The sequence below is a fragment of the Flavobacterium piscis genome, assembly GCF_031457575.1.
Lineage (GTDB): Bacteria > Bacteroidota > Bacteroidia > Flavobacteriales > Flavobacteriaceae > Flavobacterium > Flavobacterium piscis_A.
On sequence record NZ_JAVDWQ010000008.1, the window covers coordinates 133,799 to 157,234 of the forward strand.

A 23,436-nucleotide genomic window follows, 5' to 3' on the forward strand; every position below is an offset into this window, starting at 1 on the left:
CTTTTCGTCCTTGTTGTTATGACCAACAAAGAAGCATGGAGATACATATGTGCTGTTGGTTACAAGACCAGCAACTGGAATCAATAAATGATTTTACATTTATCAAACAAAAAACCTCCATTAAATACAAAACAGATATTCCCCTATTTCCTTCCCGGGAATTAAATAACCTTATGCTATAATTGGACATTATGCATGTGATACTATAAATTTAGATTTCATCAGACCCTATAGTCTTACACTATTTCGCTTTCCTCGCCCCAGCTTGCATTACGATCAGGTTCAATACTGGAGTGATGTCCTATTCCCCAATAATAGAACATCTTACCCCAGCCAGCATCACCATCCATCAATATTGCAAGCTGAGCAGGATTACGATTCAGTAACTTATTACATTTACCCGGTCACCTTCAGATTCGGATTCCATGGTATTGCCAATATTTATTCCCAAATTCATTTTTGCTGCCAATTATACCGCTGAACAGCTCATTCCTTTTTCGTCAGGAGTTTTAGGTGTTAAATTGTATGAAAGATATAAATCCGCTCCCTGAGAAAACCTTAACACTTCTAAACAACTCATCATTACAGATAACATTAAGTATAATCCTACTGTAACAGAGAGGCTAATCTTCCCTGAATTGGTGAACAATTCACCAATCTCAGGGAAGAGAAATAACCTTATACTATAATTAAGACTATATCATTACTTACCTCCTGCAATAATGGCATCTAACAAATCTTGATCCTTTACCACATCATTAGCTCGGTCTAAAGTAGCACCTACCTCCCACCAGAAAGGCACAAAACCATGTAGTTTAGCCTGTTTGGTTACATAAGTTGCCCAATACTCCACAGACTGGTTGTGCTTCTCCGTATCTAAAGGAATAGGCTTGCCGGCCTCATTGCGCCTCCAGGATGCATATTCACCCAGTATTACAGGGATACCTTTATCAACAAACTTCTGTTTCATCTTTTGGAATTCATCAATGATAACATCTTCCTCTCCATAGGTGGCGTTGCGCTCTGGCTCAATAGTGGAATGATTCCCAGTCCCCCAGTAATAAACCATATCGCCCCAACTTACATCTCCATCCAATACTATCGTAAATGTAGAAGGCGTGTAGTTATGTACCTCAACCATCAATTTGTTAGGTACTGGATCTACAGGAAGCGTATTCATCAGATCAAAAGTTAAATTACTGTCAGTTTTAGGTCCCTGTACAACAAGCACCCGATAACTGTTCTTGCCTCCGGTAGAGCGAACTGCATCAATAAATGTCTGGTGGTAACTATTGAGTATGGCCATTTGCGCTGCATTTTCAGCCGGAGGTTCATTTGCGCCGGCAAATATAAGGTGCTCATCAAAATCACGCATTTTTGTAGCAATTTGCTCCCAAAGCGCCTTTTGTTTAGCGTTAACCAAGTCTTTCTCAGCCGCATTTATATTACCATCCAGCCAGCCGCCATCCCAGTGAATATTAAGCATCACATACATATCATTTTCCACGCACCATTTAACCACTTGGTGCACACGATCAAGCCACTCTTGGTCAATTTTCATTTTATCTGTATCGCTTAAATGAGTCCAATGCCAGTTACAAGGAATTCGTACAGCATTAAAACCTATTTGTTTTACAAATTTCACATACGATTCGGTAATTTCACTACTTACCCAGTCCCCTTCGGCTTGGGATTCCATGGTATTACCAAAATTTATTCCCAGATGCATTTTTGCCGCCAGTTCCACGGCAGTGCTGCTCATTTTTGTTGCGTCTGGAGCTTTAGGCTCTAAATTATATGATGGATAAAAGTTTGCTCTCTGTTTAATAGTGATTCTTCGGGTCTGACCATTATTTGCATCCACAGTTAGTACAACCGAGCGGCTTAATTTAAGCGTTTCATTCTTTAGAGCTATAAGTTTTATTACAGTAGTTCCACTAGCGCCACTCGTTTTGGTTAATTGTAACCAGGATGTTGCTGGATTACTGACACTCCATGCGCTGTTTGCCTCAATGGTGATTTCTTCTGATGTACCTCCTTCTGGTGTAAAAGAAACAGTTGTTGCTGAAACCTCTAATTGTGGGGCTTCGTCTCCGTCTTTTGAACAAGAGACCGAAAATCCGGTAACGATCAGCAGTAGTAAAATTTTGTAGAAATGTTTAATTTTCATTTTTTGTTTGTTTAGAATTAATAATTTTTATTTTGATTCATGCATTTTAAGTTTATCCCAAATGATTATCAGTAAGCATCTTTGCTTATAGGTTAAGATATCTTATCCTGCTATTTAACCAGCGTAAATTTGTACATAACCACCCCATGCATCGGAACCTTTACCGAAAGAGCCTCTTCATCCGCATGGATTGTTGTAATGTCTTTTTGACGCCAAAGATCACGCACTTTTTGCTTTCCTGAAATGCCAAGCTTATTCAGATCCTTATAAGAGATGTCCACGTTCTCCAGACCGAAATTGCAAAAGCCTACTGCACGGCTGCCATCCTCCAATTCTTTTACATAAATACGCAAATCTCCGATAGTCTGAACACAGGTAGCCTGTATACCAAGAGCATCCTGATTAACAGCAATCACTTCATCATTTGTCAATAAATTCAGGGTAAAGTCATCCAGCTTTTCTAAATCGCAACCCAGTAGCAGAGGAGTAGAGAAAAAACTCCAAAGGCTGACGTGAAGATACTGCTCATCTGGTTTAAGCCTGCTCGGATGCAGGCTACCCCAGCCTACTGTTCCTACAACCAGCATGTCCGCATCGTTCCAGTTACCGGGTTTAGCGAAGGCTGCAGTCTGATCCTGCGCTAATGCAATGGCTTTAACGTTGGACCAGGTGTCCAATATATCATTCGTTGTACGCCAGCTGTTTCCGCCTACTGAATCGCCCCATTTCCAAACATCCGACATTCCGTACTGACACAAGCTGAAAACAATGTCGCGGGGTTGCTGACGGATATACTCTCCCATTATTTTGTATGGTTTGACGGCCGTAGACAATTGATAACCCCCATTGTAAGAGATAGAAATTACTTTGTTTGGGTCGTTATCAGGTATTCCATTTACCGCTCCTCCATAGCTGCACCAATCGTATTTCAGATAATCGAAACCCCATTTGGCATACGTTTCGGCATCTTGCTTTTCATGACCATAACTGCCGGCACAGCCACCACAGGTCCAGGGACCAGGACTGGTATAGATGCCAATCTTTAAACCGAGACCATGCACATAGTCTGTCAGGGCTTTCATATCTCCAAACTTTTTATTAGGAACTATAGTACCGGCCTCGTCCCGCAGCTTACCTTGCAGGGAAGGATCTGTCGAATCACGGTTATTTTGCCAGTAGTCGTCAATATTTACATAAGTCCATCCGTGATTGATAAGTCCGGTTTTCACCAATGCTTCCGCAGCACGCTTAATTTTATCACCAGAAACTTCATGAGCGAAACAATTCCAGCTATTCCAACCCATTGGCGGAGTAAGTGCAATTTTATCACCACAAATAATGCTCAAACTTTTTTCGGCTACACCTTTCGTATTCTTTGCCTTCAATTGAATAACGTAAGTGCCGGCTTTTACAAGCTTACCAGTAATAAGTCCTGTTTTTTGATCCAGCTTTATTCCCTGAGGCAAGCCGGTAACCTGAAAAGTCATTGGGCGGTCTCCAGTAGCAGGTATCCTGAACTGAAACGGCGAGCCCGGGCGGACACCGAAAACGCTTGCGCTATTAATCTTCGGTTTTGCCGATGGCTTAGGGGTAAGAATATAGGGCTCACTTGGGACAGGATAGTAAGTAGCAAAACTTGCCACACCAGCCGTCTCAAATTTTGCATCTGCCCAGTTAGCATGATCGCTGCTGTCACCGTTTCCACCGTCTGTTACCCGCAGCTCAAGTTTTTTCACACCCGAAAGTTTCACATTACATAGTCGGGCAGCATCATCTTGATGCATTACACCGCTCGACCAAAGCTTCGCTCCATCGCCGTACACAATAAACTCTACGGCGGGCTGACGCCCTTTCACCTCATCATCAAGGCCAACCTGCGCAGTAAACGAATTTGCCTTACCATCAAGCTGAATAAAAAGAGAACTTTCTGCGTGTGTGCCGAAGCCACGCTCAAAGGTTTTGCCTGCAATGGTCATAATATTGTCATCAACCGACCTGTTTTTTTTAGGTATGCCCCAACCCTGTGAAACTACGCTGAGATCTAGTTGATCTAACCAAACAGTTTGTGCGGAAAGAGTACCGCTAACGATTAGCAGTAAAATAATTTTATAAAAATGTTTAAGTCTCATTTTTTGTTTTTTTAGAATCAATAAATTTTAAATCCATTGTTTCGTTGAGAACTCTTTAAGTAAATCTGTGACTCCTAAAAAGTCACAGATTTTTTTAATGTTTAATAGTTCCAATGTCAGATACTCTGCAAAACTGTATTATCATTTAATCGGAGTCTCAATCTTATACTATCGTTTTTAAAATAACCCGCTGATATAACTAATTTTAATCTAATTACATATTCAACGGAATTAATAAATGAATTTCCATTCATCAAACAAAAAGTCCTCTCCATTAAAAACAAAATAGATATTCTCTACTCCTTTACCGATTTTCTGTTTTATTTTCTTTGAGATCGTAGTCCATTCTTTCCCATTACATGCAAGGGAAACAAGAGCTGGACCTTTAAGATTATTTACATAAACATCAATTGTACCTTTTCCTTTCACCCTCGCTTCAAATTTCGCAGGAATCTGTTTGCTGAAATCGGCTCCACGGACCATCAGACATTGTTTGTCTGCTTTTCCTTTGGCAACCATATTACCCACATTACCAACAGCTTCAAACTGGACTTGCCCAGAAGTTCCAGCAGTAGTTTCTGCTTGCTGAAGAACGAATGGATTTAATGGGGTAAGTTGAGATGGTCCTTCAAAAGTTGCTTTGCCCATGTGGATTTTCACCTTGGCTTCATCCACCTGCATTTCTTCGATACCCGCGTTACGAAAACCACCCTTAGTACTAAAATAATCCTGTAAGTACATGGCATGGTAAGTAATATAATACTTCTCTTTAAACTTGAACAGGTGCGTGTGATTGTTTGTCCAAGGGCCTACGTTTTCTTCGCCAGTATTATTAAAATAATTATCGCGATATTCCCAACTATCCGCATCTAACGGTGTTTTGCTTGTCATATAAGATATATTACATTTGGTTGGTTTGGCAATGTTGCTATAAGGCCATTCAGTGCGTTCTTCCCAATTTGTATTATAAGTATAAACCCAGGTTCCATTGATAAAGTTAAGGTCGCTGGCCTCAAAAAAATAAGGAGCGGGTATCTTGGCAACATCGCTGGCTAAACTGATCATATCAGGTCCTAATTTTACGATTCTGGCATTATCCGGCATATATTTCGTTTTCGGCGTTCCACCTCCAAAAGTCAACCAGCCTGTACCCTGATCGTCAATAAGAACTCCGGGATCGAATGGAGCATCAACATCCACACCAGGGATAGAACGGTCGACTACATTCTTTCCTAATGGATCACTCCATGGGCCAACAGGAGAGGTAGAAGTAAGCACGGCTGATCCAACACCACTATTCGAGTAATACAAATAAAAGTGTGTCTTACCATCTGCTTCTAGTCTGGATGTAATGGAAGGCGCCCAGGAATTCTGAGTCCATGGTGCCAGCTTTGCAGTATCTATGAGACCATGATACGTCCAGTTGACCATATCATCGGTAGACATCATGACCAGTGTATGGATATGCTCGTATGAATTTTTACCATCCTTTCCTACATGCTCATATTGTTGATGATCATTTGTGCCATACACATAAATTCTTCCATTGTATTCTATAGCTGTTGGGTCGGCCGTAAACATAAAATCCAGTAATGGGTTTGCATTATTGGTAAAGAGCTTCGGCGAGACATTTGCGAATTTTTCTTCCAGGTTTTCTTTAACCTCTTTCGATTTAGTCTGAGCTACAATATCTTTTTGATATCCCAAAAAAGAGATAGCAAAGACTGTACTTAACAATACTTTTTTTCTAAACATGCTTTTTTATTTTACCCAAAAACGGATACTCGTTAAGGGTTTATTTCAATTGATTAATTATTCTTTAAGCTACTATAATAAAGAGTTTGATTCTTCCCCGGAACTGATGAATACTTTGCCAATCTCAGGGAAGGAAAAAACCTTATACTATAATTGACACTATGCAAATAGCCTGATTAAGCACTTTATTGCTATTGCGGGACTGTGCTAAATTGATTAGAACTTATTGTTAAAGGTTCTATTAAACTTATTCTACGTTTTTAAAATAATCTGCCGGATATAATTAATTTTAATCTAATTACTATTCAACGGAATTAATAAATGAATTTCCATTCATCAAACAAAAAATCCTCTCCATTAAAAACAAAATAGATATTCTCTACTCCTTTACCTATTTCCTGTTTTATATTCTTTGAGATCGTAGTCCATTCTTTCCCATTACATGCAAGGGAAACAAGAGCTGGACTTTTAAGATTATTTACATAAACATCAATTGTACCTTTTCCTTTTACCCTAGCTTCAAATTTTACAGGAACCTGTTTGCTGAAATCGGCTCCACGGACCATCAGACATTGTTTATCTGCTTTTCCTTTGGCAACCATATTGCCTACATTCCCAACAGCTTCGAACTGGACTTGCCCCGAAGTGCCAGCAGTAGTTTCTGCTTGCTGAAGAACAAATGGATTTAATGGGGTAAGTTGTGACGTACCTTCGAAAGTTGCTTTGGCCATAGGTATATTCACATTGGCTTCATCCACCTCAATTTCTTCGATACCTACATTGCGAAAACCACCCTTAGTACCAAAATAATCCTGTAAATACATGGCATGGTAAGTAATGTAATATTTCTCTTTAAACTTGAACAGGTGCGTGTGATTGTTTGTCATAGGCCCCACCTTATCCTCACCAGTATTTTTAAAGTAATTATCACGATACTTCCAGCTATCCGCATCTAACGGTGTTTTACTCGTCATATAAGATATATTGCATATGGTTGGTTTATCAATGTTGCTATAAGGCCATTCAGTACGTGGATCCCAATTCGTACAGTAGCTGTAAACCCAGGTTCCATTCATAAAGTTAAGATCGCTGGCCTCATTATAATAAGGAGCGGGTATCTTGGCAACATCGCTGACCAAACTGATCATATCTGCTCCTAATTTGACAATCCTGGCATTATCAGGCATATATTTCGTTTTAGCAGATCCGCCTCCAAATGTCAGCCAGCCTGTACCTTTGTCGTCAATAAGAACTCCGGGATCAAATGGAGCATCAACATCCACACCAGGGATAGAACGGTCGACTATATTCTTCCCTAATGGGTCAGTCCATGGACCTACTGGAGAGGTGGAAGTAAGCACAGCTGAGCCAATACCACCGTTAGAGTAATACAAATAAAAATGCGTCTTACCATCTCCTTCCAGTCTGGATGTAATAGAAGGTGCCCAGGAATTCGAACTCCATGGTGCCAGTTCAGCTGTATTTATAAGACCATGATACGTCCAGTTGACCATATCATCGGAAGACATCATGACCAATGTACGGATATGCTCGTATGAATTTTTCCCATCTTTTCCTACCTTCTCATACTGTTGATGATCATTCGTAGCATACACATAAATTCTTCCATTATATTCTACAGCTGTCGGGTCGGCCGTAAATATAAAATCTAATAAAGGATTTGCTTTATCCGAGGTAAGTTTTGGCGAAACATTTGCAAATTTTTCTTCCAGATTTTCATTAACCGCTTTCGACTTAGCTGTATTAACCTGAGCTTCAGCGGATTTTTTACCTCCCAAAAAAGCCATAACAACGGCTGTACTTAACAATACTTTTTTTCTAAACATGCTTTTTTTATTTTACCCAAAAAACGGATACTCGTTAAGGGTTTGTTTCAATTAATTATATAATAAAGAGTTTGATCCTTCCCCGGAACTGGCGAATATTTTGCCAGTCTCAGGGAAGAAAAAACCCTTACATTATAATTACCGTTATATTATTAATTATATCCTGCTTTAATGGCATCTAACATAGCCTGATCCTTTACCTTATTATTAGCTCTGTCTAACATAAAACCTATCTCCCACCAGAATGGTACCATACCATTTTCTCTAGCCGTTTTGGTAACAAAAGTTGCCCAGGCATTCACAGACTTGTTATGCATATCCGTATCCAGAGGAATCTGTCCGTTATACTCGGCAGTACGCCTCCAGGTTCCGTATTCACCCAGCATCACAGGGATACCTGCATCAACAAACTTTTTAATCTTTCCCATTTCTGCACGGAGCTCATCCTCTTCCCCATTAGGTGCGTTGCGCAATGGCTCAATAGTAGAATGGTTCCCAGCCCCCCAGTAGTAACTCGCTTTGGTGTCCGGATTATATAATCCATCTTCTGTTAGATTAAAATGCCAAGGTCCATAAAAATGTACCTCAAGCATCATACGATTAGGTACCGGGTCATGAGGAAGCGTAGTTGGAGTCATCAGCTGAGAAGTTTTAATAATGTCAGTTGAAGGCCCCTGTACAACCAGCACCCGGTAACTATTCTTGCCTCCGGTTGCGCGAACTGCCTTGATGAAAGTTTCGTGATAACCATTAAGTATAGCCATCTGCTCTGCATTCTCAACCGAAGGTTCATTTGTGCCGGCAAATATAAGATGCTCATCAAAATCACGCATTTCTGTAGCAATCTGCTCCCAAATCGCCTTTAGCTTCGCATTAATCACCTCTTGGTTTGCCGCATTGACACTTTTTTCCAGCCAACCATCATCTCCGTGAGCATTCAGCATCACATACATATCATTTTCCACACACCATTTAACCACTTCATGCACACGTTTAAGCCATTCAGGGTCAATTTTCATTTTATCTGGATCACTTAAATGACTCCAAACCCATCCAGTAGGAAGCCGTACAGTATTGAAACCTAATCCTTTTACAAATTTCACATACTCTAAGGTCAATTTACTATTCCACTCCCCTTCGACTGGAGATTCCATGGTATTACCAAAATTTATTGCCATTCCCATTTTTGCCGCCAATTGTACCGCTGTACTGCTCATATCGGTTGCATCGGGAGCCTTAGGGGTTAAATTATATGATGGATATAAATTACCTGTTTGTGTAACTTTTATCCGTCTTTCCTGTCCATTACTTGACACAACTGTAATTACAGCTGTACGGGTCAATCCAGAACCATTCATTCCAGACGTTAATGTTATTGTTGCTGTTCCACTCCCACCGTTCGTATTGTTTATTTGCAACCAAGTTGTTGCTGGATTAGAAACAGTCCATGTGCCGTTTGTTGTAAGTGATACATCAAATGTTCCTCCATCTGGCTCAAAAGAAACAGTTGTTGTTGAAACCTCTAATTGTGGGGCTTCGTCTCCGTCTTTTGAACAGGAGACCGAAAATCCGGTAACAATCAGCATTACTACAATTTTATAAAAATGTTTAAGTTTCATTTTTTGTTTTTTGAATTAATATTTTTTTATTGCAATTAATGAATTTTAAGTTTAGAAGTCATGGTTTCAGTGTGATTACCTATTTGTAGTATATCTGCGACTCCTAAAAGTCGCAGATTTTTTAAATTCAATCCTGCTTAATAGTTCTAATGCATGATACCTCTTCAATACTGTATTTTCATTTAGTCATAGTATCTATAATACCCTGATTAAACACTTTATTTTTTTCGAGTCCCTTGGCAAATAAATCAAAATAACCTTATGCTATAATGGAAACTATATTACTGATTATATCCTTCAATAATGGCATCTAACATAGCCTGATCTTTTACCTTATCATTAGCTCTGTCTAACATAAAACCTATCTCCCACCAGTATGGCACAATGCCATGTAGTTTAGCCTGTTTAGTTACATATTTTGCCCAGTAATCCACAGATTTGTTGTGCTTGTCCGTATCCAAAGGAACAGGCTTGTCAAGGTCGGCAGTCCGCCTCCATGATGCATATTCACCCAAAATCACAGGGATACCTTTATCAACAAACTTCTCTTTCATCTTCTGGAATTCAGAAATGATTGAATCCTCTTCTCCAAAGATTGCGTTGCGTAATGGCTCAATAGTAGAATGATTATCAGTTCCCCAGTAGTAAGCCATTTTGCCCCAGCTTACATCTTCATCCGTTAGTAGCGTAAATGTAGAAGGTGTGTAGCTATGTATCTCAACCATCATACGATTAGGTACCGGGTCGTGAGGAAGCGTATTCATCAGATTATAAGTTTTATGACTGTCAGTGATAGGCCCCTGCACAACCAGTACCCGATAACTGTTCTTTCCTCCTGTTGCGCGAACTGCCTTGATGAATGTTTCGTGATAACCATTAAGTATGGCCATCTGCTCAGGAGTATCTACCTTAGGTTCATTCGTACCTGCAAAAATAAGACGTTCGTCAAAATCACGCATGGTTGTAGCGATCTGCTCCCAAAGCGCCTTTTGCTTCGCATTAACGGACTCTTCCATTTCCAGAGTGACATTGTCTTCCAGCCAGCCAAGATCTGCATGAGCATTTAATACCACATACATATCATTTTTCACACACCATCCAACCACTTCGTGCACACGCTCAAGCCACTCAGGGTCAACTTTCATTTTATCTGGATCGCTTAAATGACCCCAAACCCAGCCAACAGAAAGCCGTACAGTATTGAAACCTAATCCTTTTACAAATTTCACATACGATTCGGTAACTTTAGCATTCCACACACCTTCTTCTGGGGTTACCATTGTATTACCAAAATTTATTCCCAAATGCATTTTTGCTGCCAATTCCACGGCTGTGCTGCTCATATCGGTTGCATCGGGAGCTTTAGGCTCTAAATTATATGATGGATAAAAGTTAGCTCTCTGTTTAATAGTGATTCTTCGGGTCTGACCATTATTTGCATCAACAGTTAGTACAACCGAGCGGCTTAATTTAAGCGTTTCATTCTTTAGAGCTATAAGTTTTATTACTGTAGTCCCACTAGCGCCACTCGTTTTGGTTAATTGTAACCAGGATGTTGCCGGATTACTGACACTCCATTCACTGTTTGCATCAATGGTGATTTCTTCTGATGTACCTCCTTCTGGTTCAAAAGAAACAGTTGTTGCTGAAACCACTAATTGTGGGTCCTCGTCATCGTTTTTTGAACAAGAGACCGAAAATCCGGTAACGATCAGAAGTAGTACAATTCTATAAAAATGTTTAAGTCTCATTTTTTATTTTTTGAATTAATAAATTTCTATTTAAGACCTGCGGGAATATTTCCTTTCTATTGGATGCCCGCAGATCTTAACTATTACTTAGTCAATTGTTTGTTTGATTTTCACAACTCTGATGTTGTCAATAGCTGCATAAAAACCTGTTGCTGTTTTTGAAGAAGCGAAATTTTTAAGGGTCATATTATAACTAGTCGCACCAGTAGCTCCTAGTAATTTATTTAAACTAGTAGCTGCTATACCATCCCCTAATTCATCAACTTTTGATTTAAATTGAGATAAAGGAATAGTTACGGTTTGCCAACCATCCGTTTTATAAGCAAGAGTCTTATTAGAACCAGGAATTTTCCATGGCTCATAACGCGCTACAAAAGTTTCATCTGCAAATTCAGTTTTAATATAAAGAGTACCCCCATTCCATGGCTGAGCCACACTTATTTCAAATTGAAGACCCCAGTTTTCAACAGGATCTGAAAGATTTTCCACAGGCATCCATTTATTACCAGTATCAGAATTACCCAATGGGGCGTACTTACTCTCCCCAGCTGCTAAAATAGGCGTATTAAAAAACACATACTGACTTGTATTTGTTCCCATCGAACCATTAAAATCGGCCATGTTACTATTTAAACTAATATCTCCCCACCATGCAAAACCAAAATAACCACCCCATTCAAAATTTGCTAAAAGACCTAGCCAAAGTTCTTTTTGAGTATTTACAGCATAAGGAGTACTAACCGTTCCATAAGAATTAACAATGGTCACTGGTCCACTAGCGAAGTTCATGTCAGGAGCCAAAAACTCAACATAAGAACCTTCTGGTTCTACTGTAAAATCTGTAATAACCTTACTTCCAAAACTAAAACTTGAAACACCACTCAAATTTTTACCATACACACGTACCAAATCGCCTTGCGAAGGATTTGCATTAGAAACAGCAAAAATTTCCGGAACAATTTCAATATCAAACTCATAGATACCAGATGCAAGAACAAGCTCTCCTGCCCAAGGCATTGGTGCATTAATTTCTGGACGTACAAATCCGATGGAACTACCATTGTCTGCTGTTGCAAGTGATGAAATCTCTACACCCGCTATAGTCAATTTTTCTACCAAATATAAATTGGTACCATAAATATAAATCGAATCACCTACCATAGTAGCAGCAGTCATCGAATTGCCTGTGATGGTAGCTGGCGGTGGAATTACATCAAATTCAAAAGAAGTTGTTCCGCTTGTAGTGGTATAACTTATAGTATTAAGAAGAGCGGGGTCAACATTAGAAAAAGGCACATCCCAAGGAATTTGTACAACAGCTTTGTCATCTGAAAACAGTCCAGCATCAAACGGAGCAATACTACCATTAAAACTTATCTTGGTAGCATTTTTTAAATTCTTTCCATGGATTACAATCCATTGCCCGGGGATAATACTTGTCACTAATGTATCATTAGGAGCGGGTGCATAATTTCTTACTGCAGTAATAACAGGGGCACCATTTGAATCATCATCATTATTACATGATGTTAACATTGCAATAATCAACATCATGCTTAAAAACAGCAAATGACTAATACGGTTATTTAATAATTTTTTCATATTTATATATTTTTTATTACTATTCATAATAAGGAACAGAAGGTTCATTCAATTTTGGATTAGCAATTAATTCTGTTGAAGGTAATTGTAAAGTAAAAGTAGCAATGGTTGCCGGAGAAATGACTCCAATAGGATCATTAGGCTCAGCTATTTCAGTATCGCTGTTATACTCAAATGTTACTCGCTGTTGATTACTAAGCAGGCTGATTGCTTTTGCCGGATTAAAATAAGAAAGTCTTGCCAAATCATACCAGTAATGTCCTTCACAAGCAAATTCAAGCCTTCTTTCTTTTAAGATAACATCCATATCAAGTACTGTTACCGGATCAACACCTGCACGCGTTCTTATCTTATTAAAATACAATAAGGCATCCGCATTAGATGTAGAAGTATTATTGCCCAAGATAGCCTCAGCATAAACTAAATAAACATCTGCTAATCTTAGTAATGGCGTATGTAATATGGAACTAGTAAATGTCATTGCAGGTGCATTGTTATCTATTTCATTACCAATAATGTGTTTCTTCATAGTTGGATAAGTAGCAGTATAACCACCTTCAGCAGCATTTAACTCAGGGTAATGATCTCCTGTTATCATAATAGTCGCTTTACGTCTTATGGAATCCTGCTTCGCATAAGCTGAATATAAATCATAACTAACTAATGGACCACCCCAACCACCAGCTTTTTGAGGATTAATATCTTGAGTTGGTGAATAGGTCAATAACATATTACCTTCATCCCAACCTGCACCTGTAGTCCATTGTAATGCAAATAATGATTCTGAACTATCATTAAACTGTGTTCTAAAAAGATCATAATAACTAGGAAACAAAACTAAACCACTGTTTTCAATCACATCTTTTGCAGTATTTTTTGCCAAATCCAAATATTCCTGATTACGTGTACCTCCAGATTGTCCCAATCCTGCCATCGTTAAATATACTTTACTTAACAAACCTTTTGCAGACCAGGTAGTTACTCTACCAGGCGCATCAGTTGCAGGAAGATTTTCGGCTGCAAAAATTAAATCCTCAGTAATAAATCGGTAAACATCTTCTTTTATATTTCTATTTACTAAAGGTGATGCTATTAACTTCTGATAATCTTCAACAATAGGCACATCTCCCCATAATAAAACAAGATGATAGTATGCCATGGCACGAATAAATTTTGCTTCAGACATGGCAGCATTCTTATCTGCCTCAGCAATTGTTGCTTTAGTATTTTCAATAGCCTTAATGGTAATATTACAATGTCCAATTACAATATAAAGCGCTTTCCAACCAATACCCAAACGTGGGTTAGATCCATTAAGCGTAAAGGTGTTAAGTTCTACTAAGTCTCCACCTTGGTATGGTATAACAATGTTTCCGCTCATTATATCTCCAAATGGGATATATGTTTTATTATTCCATTGTGCCCATGGTTTACCATAAAGTGCTGCTGTAGCTAACCTAAGTTCTTCTTTCGTCTGATAAAAATTTTCACTGCTTATTTCTGATTGAGAAGGACGATCAAGAAAATCATTCGAGCAGCTTACCGCAAAAAGCACGGTAAATATCAAACAAATATTTTTTAAATTTATATATTTCATAATACGTTATTATTTTGTTTAGTTAAAGTCCTAAATTAAGCCCAAAAGTAAATGTTCGTGCTTGTGGATAAAAACCATTATCAATTCCTGCACGTAAAGGATTCCATGAACCTACTTCTGGATCCATTCCTGAATATTTTGTAATAAGCCAGGCATTGGTAACACTCGCATATACACGTAACGTATTTATATGTATCTTTTTAAGTAGTTCCTGGCGGAATGTATAACCCAGTGTCATATTCTTACATCTGATAAAAGATCCATCTTCAACATATTTATCAGAGAAACGCTGGTTTTGATTAGCAGTATTACTATTCCTAAGCCCTACAATGGTAGTGTTTGGGTTTGTAACATATACGTTGTTAACATCTGAAGCAGACCCATTTTCATCTACTAAAGCAAGTACCGCATGATCTTCTAATACTTTTAGGAAACCAAATTGTGTCGAAGGATATTCTCCATTTATCCTCATTTCATTTACTACTTTATTACCCACACTGGCGCTAAAGAATATATTTAAATCGAAATTTTTATACTTAAAGGAATTACCAAGACCTAATTGAAAATCAGGAATAGGAGAGCCTAAATAGGTTCTGTCTTTTTCATTGATAATGCCATCCCCATTTAAATCTTTAAATTTAAGGTCTCCATACCACACCCCTCCAGAGTTTGGCGTAATTGGTAAGGGAACACCATCATTAGTAGCAGGTAAAGCATGATTCTCAAAATCGCTCGGGGTTGCAAATACGCCCCCATCAACTACATACCCATAAAAATCCCCCATAGATCCACCAACTTTTGTTTCAGAAACTACCTGGTCCGGACCGTAAATCAATGAATTCAAAGAAGCCCCATCTGTATTTAATTTCATTACTTTATTTTTGTTATGGGACAATGTGAAATCTGTACTCCAGGAAAAATTATCTTTGGTTATATTTGTTGAATTCAAATGAAGATCAAACCCTCTATTTCTAACAGATCCTATATTTACAAACGGTGATCCAATTCCCGGAGTCCAGTCAGTAGTTGTTCCGGAATAAGCTGGTAATGAAATTTGCATCAACAAATCATTTGTCAAACGATTATAAGCATCTATTGTAAGACCAAGTTTCCAGTTAAAAAGTCTTAGATCAAGTCCAACATTGCTATATTCTGTTTTTTCCCATTGAACTCTAGAGTTTCCTAAACTAGATGTAAGTTGTGCACTACCGGACAAAGCAGTAGGTACAGTAGTTAATAGTGATAAATGAGCATTGTTTCTAATATTTTGATTATTAGTTTCACCATAACCCGCTCTTAATTTAAGTTCATTAATCCCTTTTACACCTTTCAAGAAAGGTTCATTATTGATTTTCCAGGCAAATGCTCCTGAATATGTATTAACCCAACGATTTTCCGGACCAAATTTTGAAGAACCATCCGAACGCGCATTACCTGTCAATATATATTTATCATTATAAATGAAAATAAGACGACCAAAATAAGATTCCAGTGCATTGTCTCCTTTAGTTCCACCATTGGTTGCTGTTTGCGCATCACCACTACCTATATTAGTAACATTGTCTGAAACATAACCTTTTCTTGCCGCGTTGACACCTTCAGACTGAGACAGCTGTGCCTCATGTCCTACCATTACATTAAAATTGTATTTGCTCTTAAATACCTTAGCATAAGTAAGGAAACTTCTAAAAACAGTATAATAGTCTTGATTATAGCTATATTTTGATTCATTGTCTAATTTCTCAGCTAGCCCAAACTTATACTTAGGGTAATATTCATCCTGCGTTCTAAATGCAAAATTACCAGACACTTCATTTCTAAAAGTTAGATCCTTTGTAAATGCCATTTCTGTGTAAAGATTAGCAAATACTTCATTTCTTTTAGGATTATTTTTATTAATAAGTGCTATAGCATAAGGATTTACACGTTTATTAATCCATCCTTCACTACTATTTTCTCCAGCATAGCTACCATCAGGATTTCTTACAGGGATATCTGGTGTTTGCCATAATGCCGCTGCAATAACATTTGAACTTGTCGTATTTACATCCTCATCAACATGGCTTAACTGTAAACTGGTTCCAATTTTAAACCAATTAGTCACTTTACTATCCAAATTTAGTCTTATAGAAGCTCTTGTAAATTTAGACCCTACCGCTATACCTTCCTGACTAAAATAAGAACCAGACATTAAATACTGTGTTCTGTCATTACCGCCACTCAATGTAAGTACATGATTGCTCGTTGGGGCTTTTCTGAATAATTCATCCTGCCAGTTTGTACCCTTACCTAAATACCTTGGGTTAGCAAATTCAGGTCTTTCATCAAACCCCCAAACAGCAGCCCTGTCGTTAATAAACTTAGCATATTCTCTTAAATTCATAGTTGGATATTGCTTAGTCAGTTCCTGATATCCGGTTGAAAATTCATAAGAGATTTTTGGCGCTCCTTCTTTACCTCTCTTAGTAGTAATAACAATTACACCATTAGTTGCCTGCGAACCATAAATTGCTGTTGCTGACGCATCTTTTAACACATCAATAGATTGTATATCTGATGGACTAATAGTTGCTAACGGGTTAGTACCACTAGATCCCTCAGAACGATTACCAATTATAACGCCATCAATTACATATAAAGGGGAACTATTACCAAAGGAAGACATACCACGTATCTGAACGCTAACCCCACCTCCTGGTTGCCCAGATGTTTGTTGCACCACTACACCGGCTACTTTTCCTTGTAGTGCCTGATCAAATGTAGTGGGTTGTGTTTTACGAAGTTCATCTCCGCTAATAGAAGAAATTGCTCCGGTAAGATCCGCTCTTTTTGCCTTACCATAGCCAATTACCACCACTTCGTTTAATGCCCTTACGTCTTCTTTCAGTCGAATGGTTAATTTATTACCGGCAATCTTTACTTCCTTGCTTATATAGCCCAGATAGTTTACAACAAGTGTCTCTCCTATTTTAGCTTTAATGGAAAATGAACCGTCTAGATCTGTAACCACACCTGTATTAGTTCCTTTAAGGAGAACGCTAACCCCAAAAAGTGGCTGGCCGTTCGAATCTTCTAATACTGTACCGGTAATTTTTACTTCAGAATCTTGAGCTGATACCAGGCTAAACGAACAAAGCATAACCAGCAAAGCATACTTGCCAAAGAGTTTTTTTGCTTTTACAAAGCGTTGAATTACATGTTTTTCATTCATAATTAATTTAGTTTTGAGTTAGTTAATTAGTTAATTAAGTGGTTTAATTTTACATGAAAAGATGTTTTCTGTCATGAAATATTTTCAATATTTATATTTCAATGTCTTATGCATTTCCATGTAACATTGGGAACAAATTAACAATAAAGTAACACCAAACTACGGCTCCTTTTGTATCTAAAAACGGTATCAATTGTTGCATTTGTAGAATTGCCATAAAAAAAAACCTATAAATATTTAATTATCATATTTAATATCATAAAAAATTATCATTTCAATAATTCAAAATCAACTCTGATTGTAAATAAATTCAACATCTAAAAGCTATTTTTTTAACATTAATTTCACATTTTAAAAGAGTTTCTTTAACAGAATTCTATAGATTCTGGAGGAGTATTTTGTCTGCCGGAAGGTGGCTTTATTTGCTATTCTTTTTTGCCGAAAAACAGGATCGTATGAAAAGCTGCCAACATCACAAATTAAAGTCATGCTAAAGGGCAAAATGGAAATAGAAACTATTAAGTGAACTTCAAATAATTTTAGAAAAGACTTTCAGCATTTTAGACAAATACTTTATTTTTAATCTGAGTTCGATTAAAGGAAGGTTTTGAGTTGACTTCAGCTTTAACTGGAGTATTATATAATTTATTATACACCGAAGTGCTATAGAAGCAAAACCGATTTACATATATAAATATATCTGAGTTTACCAATAAGTTTGGTGCATTTCGAATAAATGGAGATAGGTTTGGCTATTGGATTATAGCAAGGATAATTATGCTGTAACGTGTTCGACGTAATTCAAAAATAGGTATCAGGCGCTATGCCGTTCATTGCCATCGTTGTCCATGTACCAAGAAAACTAATATTTTCATGTTCTTTAAATACCTTGCTAACATTTAATTTATCAACAAGGTATTAAATTATAAAACAACAACTATTGTAAGCAAAGCAAGTCACACGAAAGGATTCGTGCAGCAGTGGTCATTTAGACAACAGATTGCTTTTTTTATAAAAAATTATTTTAAGAATTGCCAATAATCAAAATACAGTATATCAGTCTTGGCTTCTCCTTTAAAAACAAAATACAAATCGTGAATTCCTGAAACTTTTTTAACATCAATTGTTTGCAATGCCCATTTGTCATTGCCTCCCGTCATTGGTACATTTACGGTTCCAAGTAGCTCTCCGTCTTTAGTGTCCAATCGTATCTCCATTGAAACATTTCCGTTGTGCGTTGTGCCAATTCTTGTTGTGAATTTCGAAGCGCCTTTTTTACGGAAATCCACCTCTCTTATTTTGATAAAAGCGTCATTGTATTTTGCCATAATAAAATTGCCAGCCACATTATCGTTCATTGACTTCACTCCTTCAGACCAGGCAATAGTTTCAGCTTCAGTTTTGACATAAGGATTTAATGGCCTTAGACTCTGTTTAATACCTTCTGTCATATTCATTTGCACGATTGAACCATCTTTATTAAATTTAAGTTCTTCTACACATACCGAACGGGTAAAACCACCTCCTCCGGGCAATGCACCATTGTGATAGAAAAAATAGGACTGCCCCTTAAAATCAATTATGCCGGGATGATTGGTAAAAGAATTTCCTTGTACAGGCATGACGACACCTTGATATTTCCATGGTCCTGTTATGCTTTTACTGGTTGAATAACCAATATGTTCCGATATTGGCCCTGCGGCAAAAAATAAATAATACAGACTATTGCGTTTATACAACCATGGTCCTTCCTCATAAGTGGTAGGCCTTGTGTCATTTTTTTCTCCTTCGCGTTTACCAAAAGATTCTATAGTATTGGGTATTTGTTTAACTTCACCCGAATAGGATGTCATATCCTTATTCAGTTTTACGTAATACAAGCCGGGATTTCCCCAAAATAAATACGCCTGACCATCCTTATCAATAAACGGGGTAGGATCGATATCGCTCCAAATATGATCAGAATCGATAAGTCTCTTGCCAATAGGATCTTTAAATGGACCATAAGGACTATCTGAAACTAAAACTCCTATACCTCCCCCATGCGTGGGACAATATAAATAAAATTTACCATTTCGTTCAATACACTGAACTGCCCAGGCACCATTATCCTGCTTTGCCCAACTAAAATCTTTAAGGGAAGCAACTACTCCATTATCTGTCCAATTGACCATGTCGGTTGATGTATAAAGCGACCAATTGAGCATTTTAAAACCCTTACCGTCGGCATTGGCATCATCTTCATCATGGCTTGTATACAGGTACACTTTGCCATTATGTACCATTGGTGCCGGATCTGCTGTATAATTGGTTTGCACAATAGGATTTTGTGCTTCTCCAATGGAACAATTTAAAATCGTTATAAGTGTCGCTATAAGTTTATAGGTATGTTTCATTTTAGTTATTTAGTTAATATAAGTTTTTTGTTCGGTTGGATAGTTATTGATGATTCTACGTTTTAGAGCCTTTTTAAAAAATCAGAAATTCACTTGTGAATTCTTATCTGTTATCAAGCTTATCTTACTATTTAATTCTGAACCAATCAAAATCAGCATAACCGCCTGTTTCTTTTGTTGCATAATTAAACAATCCAAAACGATACCCCATAAAATGTGGGATGTCATATTTCATTTTCAATATATTCCCAATAGGATTCCAGACTTTTCCATCTAAGCTGTACGAGAATTTAGCTTCATCTTTCCCATTAAGAGCGTAAAGGCTATTAGCTTCATCGTTCATGCCGGTAAAATCGCAATCGATCTTTAAATAAACATGATTTTGTGTCAAAGGAATTTGCTGCACCTCCACAGGTTTACCTGAACCGGCACTTACCATTACTATCGATTTTTGACCATTTTCGACCTTTACTCCAACCTGTCCGTATTTTTTTTGAAAGGCACATAATCCTGCGAAATCACCTTCCTTCATTTTGGAAACATCCAATAAAGTTGAGCCGGTGCATGTTGGGCCAATTGTACGTTGCGTAAGTATATTTCTTACCTGCGTAAATACGGTATCAATTCTAGCTGTTTTTAGTCGGAGATATCCCTTTCTTTCTTTTATTGTCCAAAGTTTGTTATCCGGATTATGATTCCATTGCCATACTAAAGGAAGTGCTGCTTGTCCTTTCTTGCGATTGAATTCATCAGAAGCAACCAAATTCGGAATCAAGCCTTTACTGGCTGGCAAGTCTAATGTTTCCGGAACTCTGCCGTTTTCTCCTAATACAGGCCAACCGTCTTCCCACTTGACAGGAACGAGATAAGGAACGCGGCCAACGGCAGCATAATCGCGGAAAAGATAAGAGAACCAACGCCCATCAGGAGTGTCTATCAATCCTCCCTGAGCAATTCCTCTATCCTGAAAAGCAACTTTTCCTTCCCAGGGACCGTTGATATTATCTGCCCTGTGTATAAGTACAGTTCGCATTTCACCTCGCGGCGCGCAAATATTAAATAGATAATATTTTCCTTTTACTTTAAATAATTGAGATCCTTCAGCTGCAAGGCCTACTTCTTTCCCTGTTGGTGTACTGGCGTTTTCGATGAGAACTCTCTCCGGAACGTCTTGTTTAACTCCTGTTAGATCGTCATTTAATTCAACAATTTTTAGCAGATCCCCGCCATGAATTAAATATACCTTGCCATCATCATCAAAAAATAAAGTATTGTCATGATACGATGGCTTAAAAGAAACCCTTTGCCAATTTCCTTTTTCTATATCTTTTGTTTTAAAAATATAGGTTTCACCTGGTATGTCATGTGCAAAAGTGGTTAGATAATACATCCCCTTGTGGTAGCGCAAACTGCTTGCCCATGAACCTCTGCTATAGATGTTTTTTCCTTGTTCCAAATTTAGCGCCGGCAGGTCTGCCAAAGTATCATAGGCATAGTTGATCAGTTTCCAATTGACAAGATCTGTGGATTTCATAATGGGCACACCCGGGTTCATGTGCATCGTTGTACTGGCCATATAATAATTTTTACCAACCCTGATTATCGATATATCAGGCACATCAGCAAAAATAATGGGATTAGTGGCTTGCGCCAAGGCAACGGCCTGAACAAGCAAAACAAGGAAGGTTAAAATTGGCCTGATTTTTTTGTATGCAATAGGTGCCGGATTTGTAGTGAAAATATTTTTAATAATAAGGTTTTGTGCTTTTATTTTAATCATTGACAAACAACGAATAGTTAATAAGATCTTGTTTTTAAATTTCATTTTTATAGTTTTTGGGTTAATCATATAATAAATAATTAATTTAGCTGACTGATGTAAAAACCATCATTAGCTAAATTGGTTCTTTTTAAAAAATAATATTCTTCTGATTTAACTGGAACGATCCAGGAAAGGTCTCTTGTGGGCTTTATTTAATAAATTCCCAGTAATCAAAATTAAATAACATATGTGGCTCTACGCCTTTAAAAACAAAATATACATCGTGAACGCCTTTGGTGTTTTCTACATTCGTTGAAAATTCTTTCCAGTTTTCCCATTCACCAGTATAGTAAATATTTAAAGTCCCTATCAATTTTCCATCCAGACCATCAGTGTGAATTTCAATAGTCCCGCCGCTATAACGACTGGATGCCGATGCTTTAAACGAAGATGGACCTGTTTTTCCAAAATTCACATCACGTACTTTTATATAATCACCATTATGAATGGATGTGATGATTACGCCTTTCTCTTTATTTTCTATAGCTTTAACGCCTTTTGAAAAAGCAATAGTTTCAGCTTCTGTTCTTTTGTATGGATTTAAAGTCCCCACTCCTTTGACAATGCCGGCATCAGTCATATTCAATTTTGGAATTGTGCCATTAGCATTGTAACTGAACTCTTCCACTGCAACCGATCTGTCGTAACTATGGCCACCTGGCAATGCATCATTATGATAGAAGAAATAAGATTTTTTCTTGTAATCAATAATGCCTGCGTGATTGGTATTACTGCCTTTTTGTGTAGGCATTAGTGTCCCCTGCTGTTTCCAGGGTCCTGTAATTTTTTTGGAAGTGGAATAACCAATGTTTTCCGGAAATTCCGCAGCATAAGCGAGATAATATTTCTTATTTCTCTTGTATACCCATGGAGCCTCCGTATATGTTCCTGCAAAAGCTGTTTTATCCTTAATATCTAAAGCATGAATTTCTCCATCAATGGAAATCATGTCTTTATTTAATTTTACCCAATAACAAGCTGCATTTCCCCAGAAAAGATAGGCCTGTCCATCATCGTCGATAAAAACACTTGGATCAAGATTATCCCAAAAATGCGGAGCGTATGTAGTCATGCTATTCGTTATAAGCGCCTTGCCTATAGCGTCTTTAAAAGGACCATAAGGAGAGTCTGAGACTGCTACACCGACTGAAACACCTCGATCATTTTTATCACCAGTAGAAAAATACCAATAGTATTTTCCATTTCTTTCAATAAGTTGTGCTGCGCTGGCATCGTTAGTGGACCAGGAAATCTGACCTATTTTTAAAGGAGCTCCATGATCAGTCCAATTGACCATGTCAGTAGTGGTAAAAAGGCGGTAGTCACGCATCAAATAATTTCTTTCCGGAGCATTGTCTTCATCGTGACCAACATACAGGAAAAGGGTATCTCCAAATACGATTGGAGCCGGATCAGCAGTATACAAAGTTTGTATAATAGGGTTCTGCGCAGTTGTTTTAATTGCTGACATACAACATAGTAGTGCAAATAAAATTTTGGCTTGGTTTTTCATTATATTTTTTTTTGGTTTGTATAG

General features: G+C 37.8%; 12 protein-coding genes. All 12 read right to left on the minus strand.

Translation table 11 applies throughout. The features are described 5' to 3' along the window. Positions 1-703: 703 nt before the first annotated feature. The 12 genes from J2W48_RS13000 to J2W48_RS13055 all read right to left on the minus strand — a co-directional run bounded on the left by J2W48_RS13000 (position 704) and on the right by J2W48_RS13055 (position 23,412). Positions 704-2,170 (minus strand): cellulase family glycosylhydrolase, encoded by a 1,467-nt coding sequence (locus J2W48_RS13000; RefSeq protein WP_310282009.1) that lies wholly within the window; start codon positions 2,168-2,170, stop codon positions 704-706. A gap of 110 nt (positions 2,171-2,280) precedes the next feature. Continuing rightward, on the minus strand, positions 2,281-4,299 hold the full coding sequence (locus J2W48_RS13005) for an NPCBM/NEW2 domain-containing protein (protein WP_310282011.1): 2,019 nt from the start codon (positions 4,297-4,299) through the stop codon (positions 2,281-2,283). Positions 4,300-4,530: 231 nt separating this feature from the next. Then, positions 4,531-6,054 carry a glycoside hydrolase family 43 protein gene (locus tag J2W48_RS13010; protein WP_310282013.1) on the minus strand — a complete coding sequence of 508 codons (1,524 nt, stop codon included), beginning with the start codon at positions 6,052-6,054 and terminating at the stop codon, positions 4,531-4,533. A gap of 314 nt (positions 6,055-6,368) precedes the next feature. Then, positions 6,369-7,901, minus strand: a complete 1,533-nt coding sequence (locus J2W48_RS13015) for a glycoside hydrolase family 43 protein (RefSeq protein ID WP_310282014.1) — start codon at positions 7,899-7,901, stop codon at positions 6,369-6,371. Between the two features lie 152 nt (positions 7,902-8,053). Further along, positions 8,054-9,520 carry a cellulase family glycosylhydrolase gene (locus J2W48_RS13020; protein ID WP_310282016.1) on the minus strand — a complete coding sequence of 489 codons (1,467 nt, stop codon included), beginning with the start codon at positions 9,518-9,520 and terminating at the stop codon, positions 8,054-8,056. A 281-nt stretch (positions 9,521-9,801) separates the two neighbouring features. Continuing rightward, the gene (locus J2W48_RS13025; protein ID WP_310282017.1) at positions 9,802-11,271 is read right to left on the minus strand and encodes a cellulase family glycosylhydrolase; all 1,470 of its coding nucleotides are present in this window, start codon (positions 11,269-11,271) and stop codon (positions 9,802-9,804) included. An 87-nt stretch (positions 11,272-11,358) separates the two neighbouring features. Next, positions 11,359-12,873, minus strand: a complete 1,515-nt coding sequence (locus J2W48_RS13030) for a glycan-binding surface protein (RefSeq protein ID WP_310282019.1) — start codon at positions 12,871-12,873, stop codon at positions 11,359-11,361. Between the two features lie 19 nt (positions 12,874-12,892). Next, positions 12,893-14,470 (minus strand): RagB/SusD family nutrient uptake outer membrane protein, encoded by a 1,578-nt coding sequence (locus J2W48_RS13035; protein WP_310282021.1) that lies wholly within the window; start codon positions 14,468-14,470, stop codon positions 12,893-12,895. A 22-nt stretch (positions 14,471-14,492) separates the two neighbouring features. After that, entirely contained in the window at positions 14,493-17,681 is a 3,189-nt protein-coding gene (locus tag J2W48_RS13040) for a SusC/RagA family TonB-linked outer membrane protein (RefSeq protein WP_310282023.1), read from the minus strand. Positions 17,682-18,700: 1,019 nt separating this feature from the next. After that, positions 18,701-20,077, minus strand: coding sequence for a glycoside hydrolase family 43 protein (locus J2W48_RS13045; protein ID WP_310282025.1), 1,377 nt, complete (start codon positions 20,075-20,077; stop codon positions 18,701-18,703). Between the two features lie 127 nt (positions 20,078-20,204). Beyond that, on the minus strand, positions 20,205-21,902 hold the full coding sequence (locus tag J2W48_RS13050) for a glycoside hydrolase family 43 protein (protein ID WP_310282027.1): 1,698 nt from the start codon (positions 21,900-21,902) through the stop codon (positions 20,205-20,207). Positions 21,903-22,047: 145 nt separating this feature from the next. Further along, positions 22,048-23,412: a glycoside hydrolase family 43 protein gene (locus J2W48_RS13055; RefSeq protein ID WP_310282029.1), complete on the minus strand. Its 1,365-nt coding sequence runs from the start codon at positions 23,410-23,412 to the stop codon at positions 22,048-22,050. Positions 23,413-23,436: the final 24 nt, after the last annotated feature.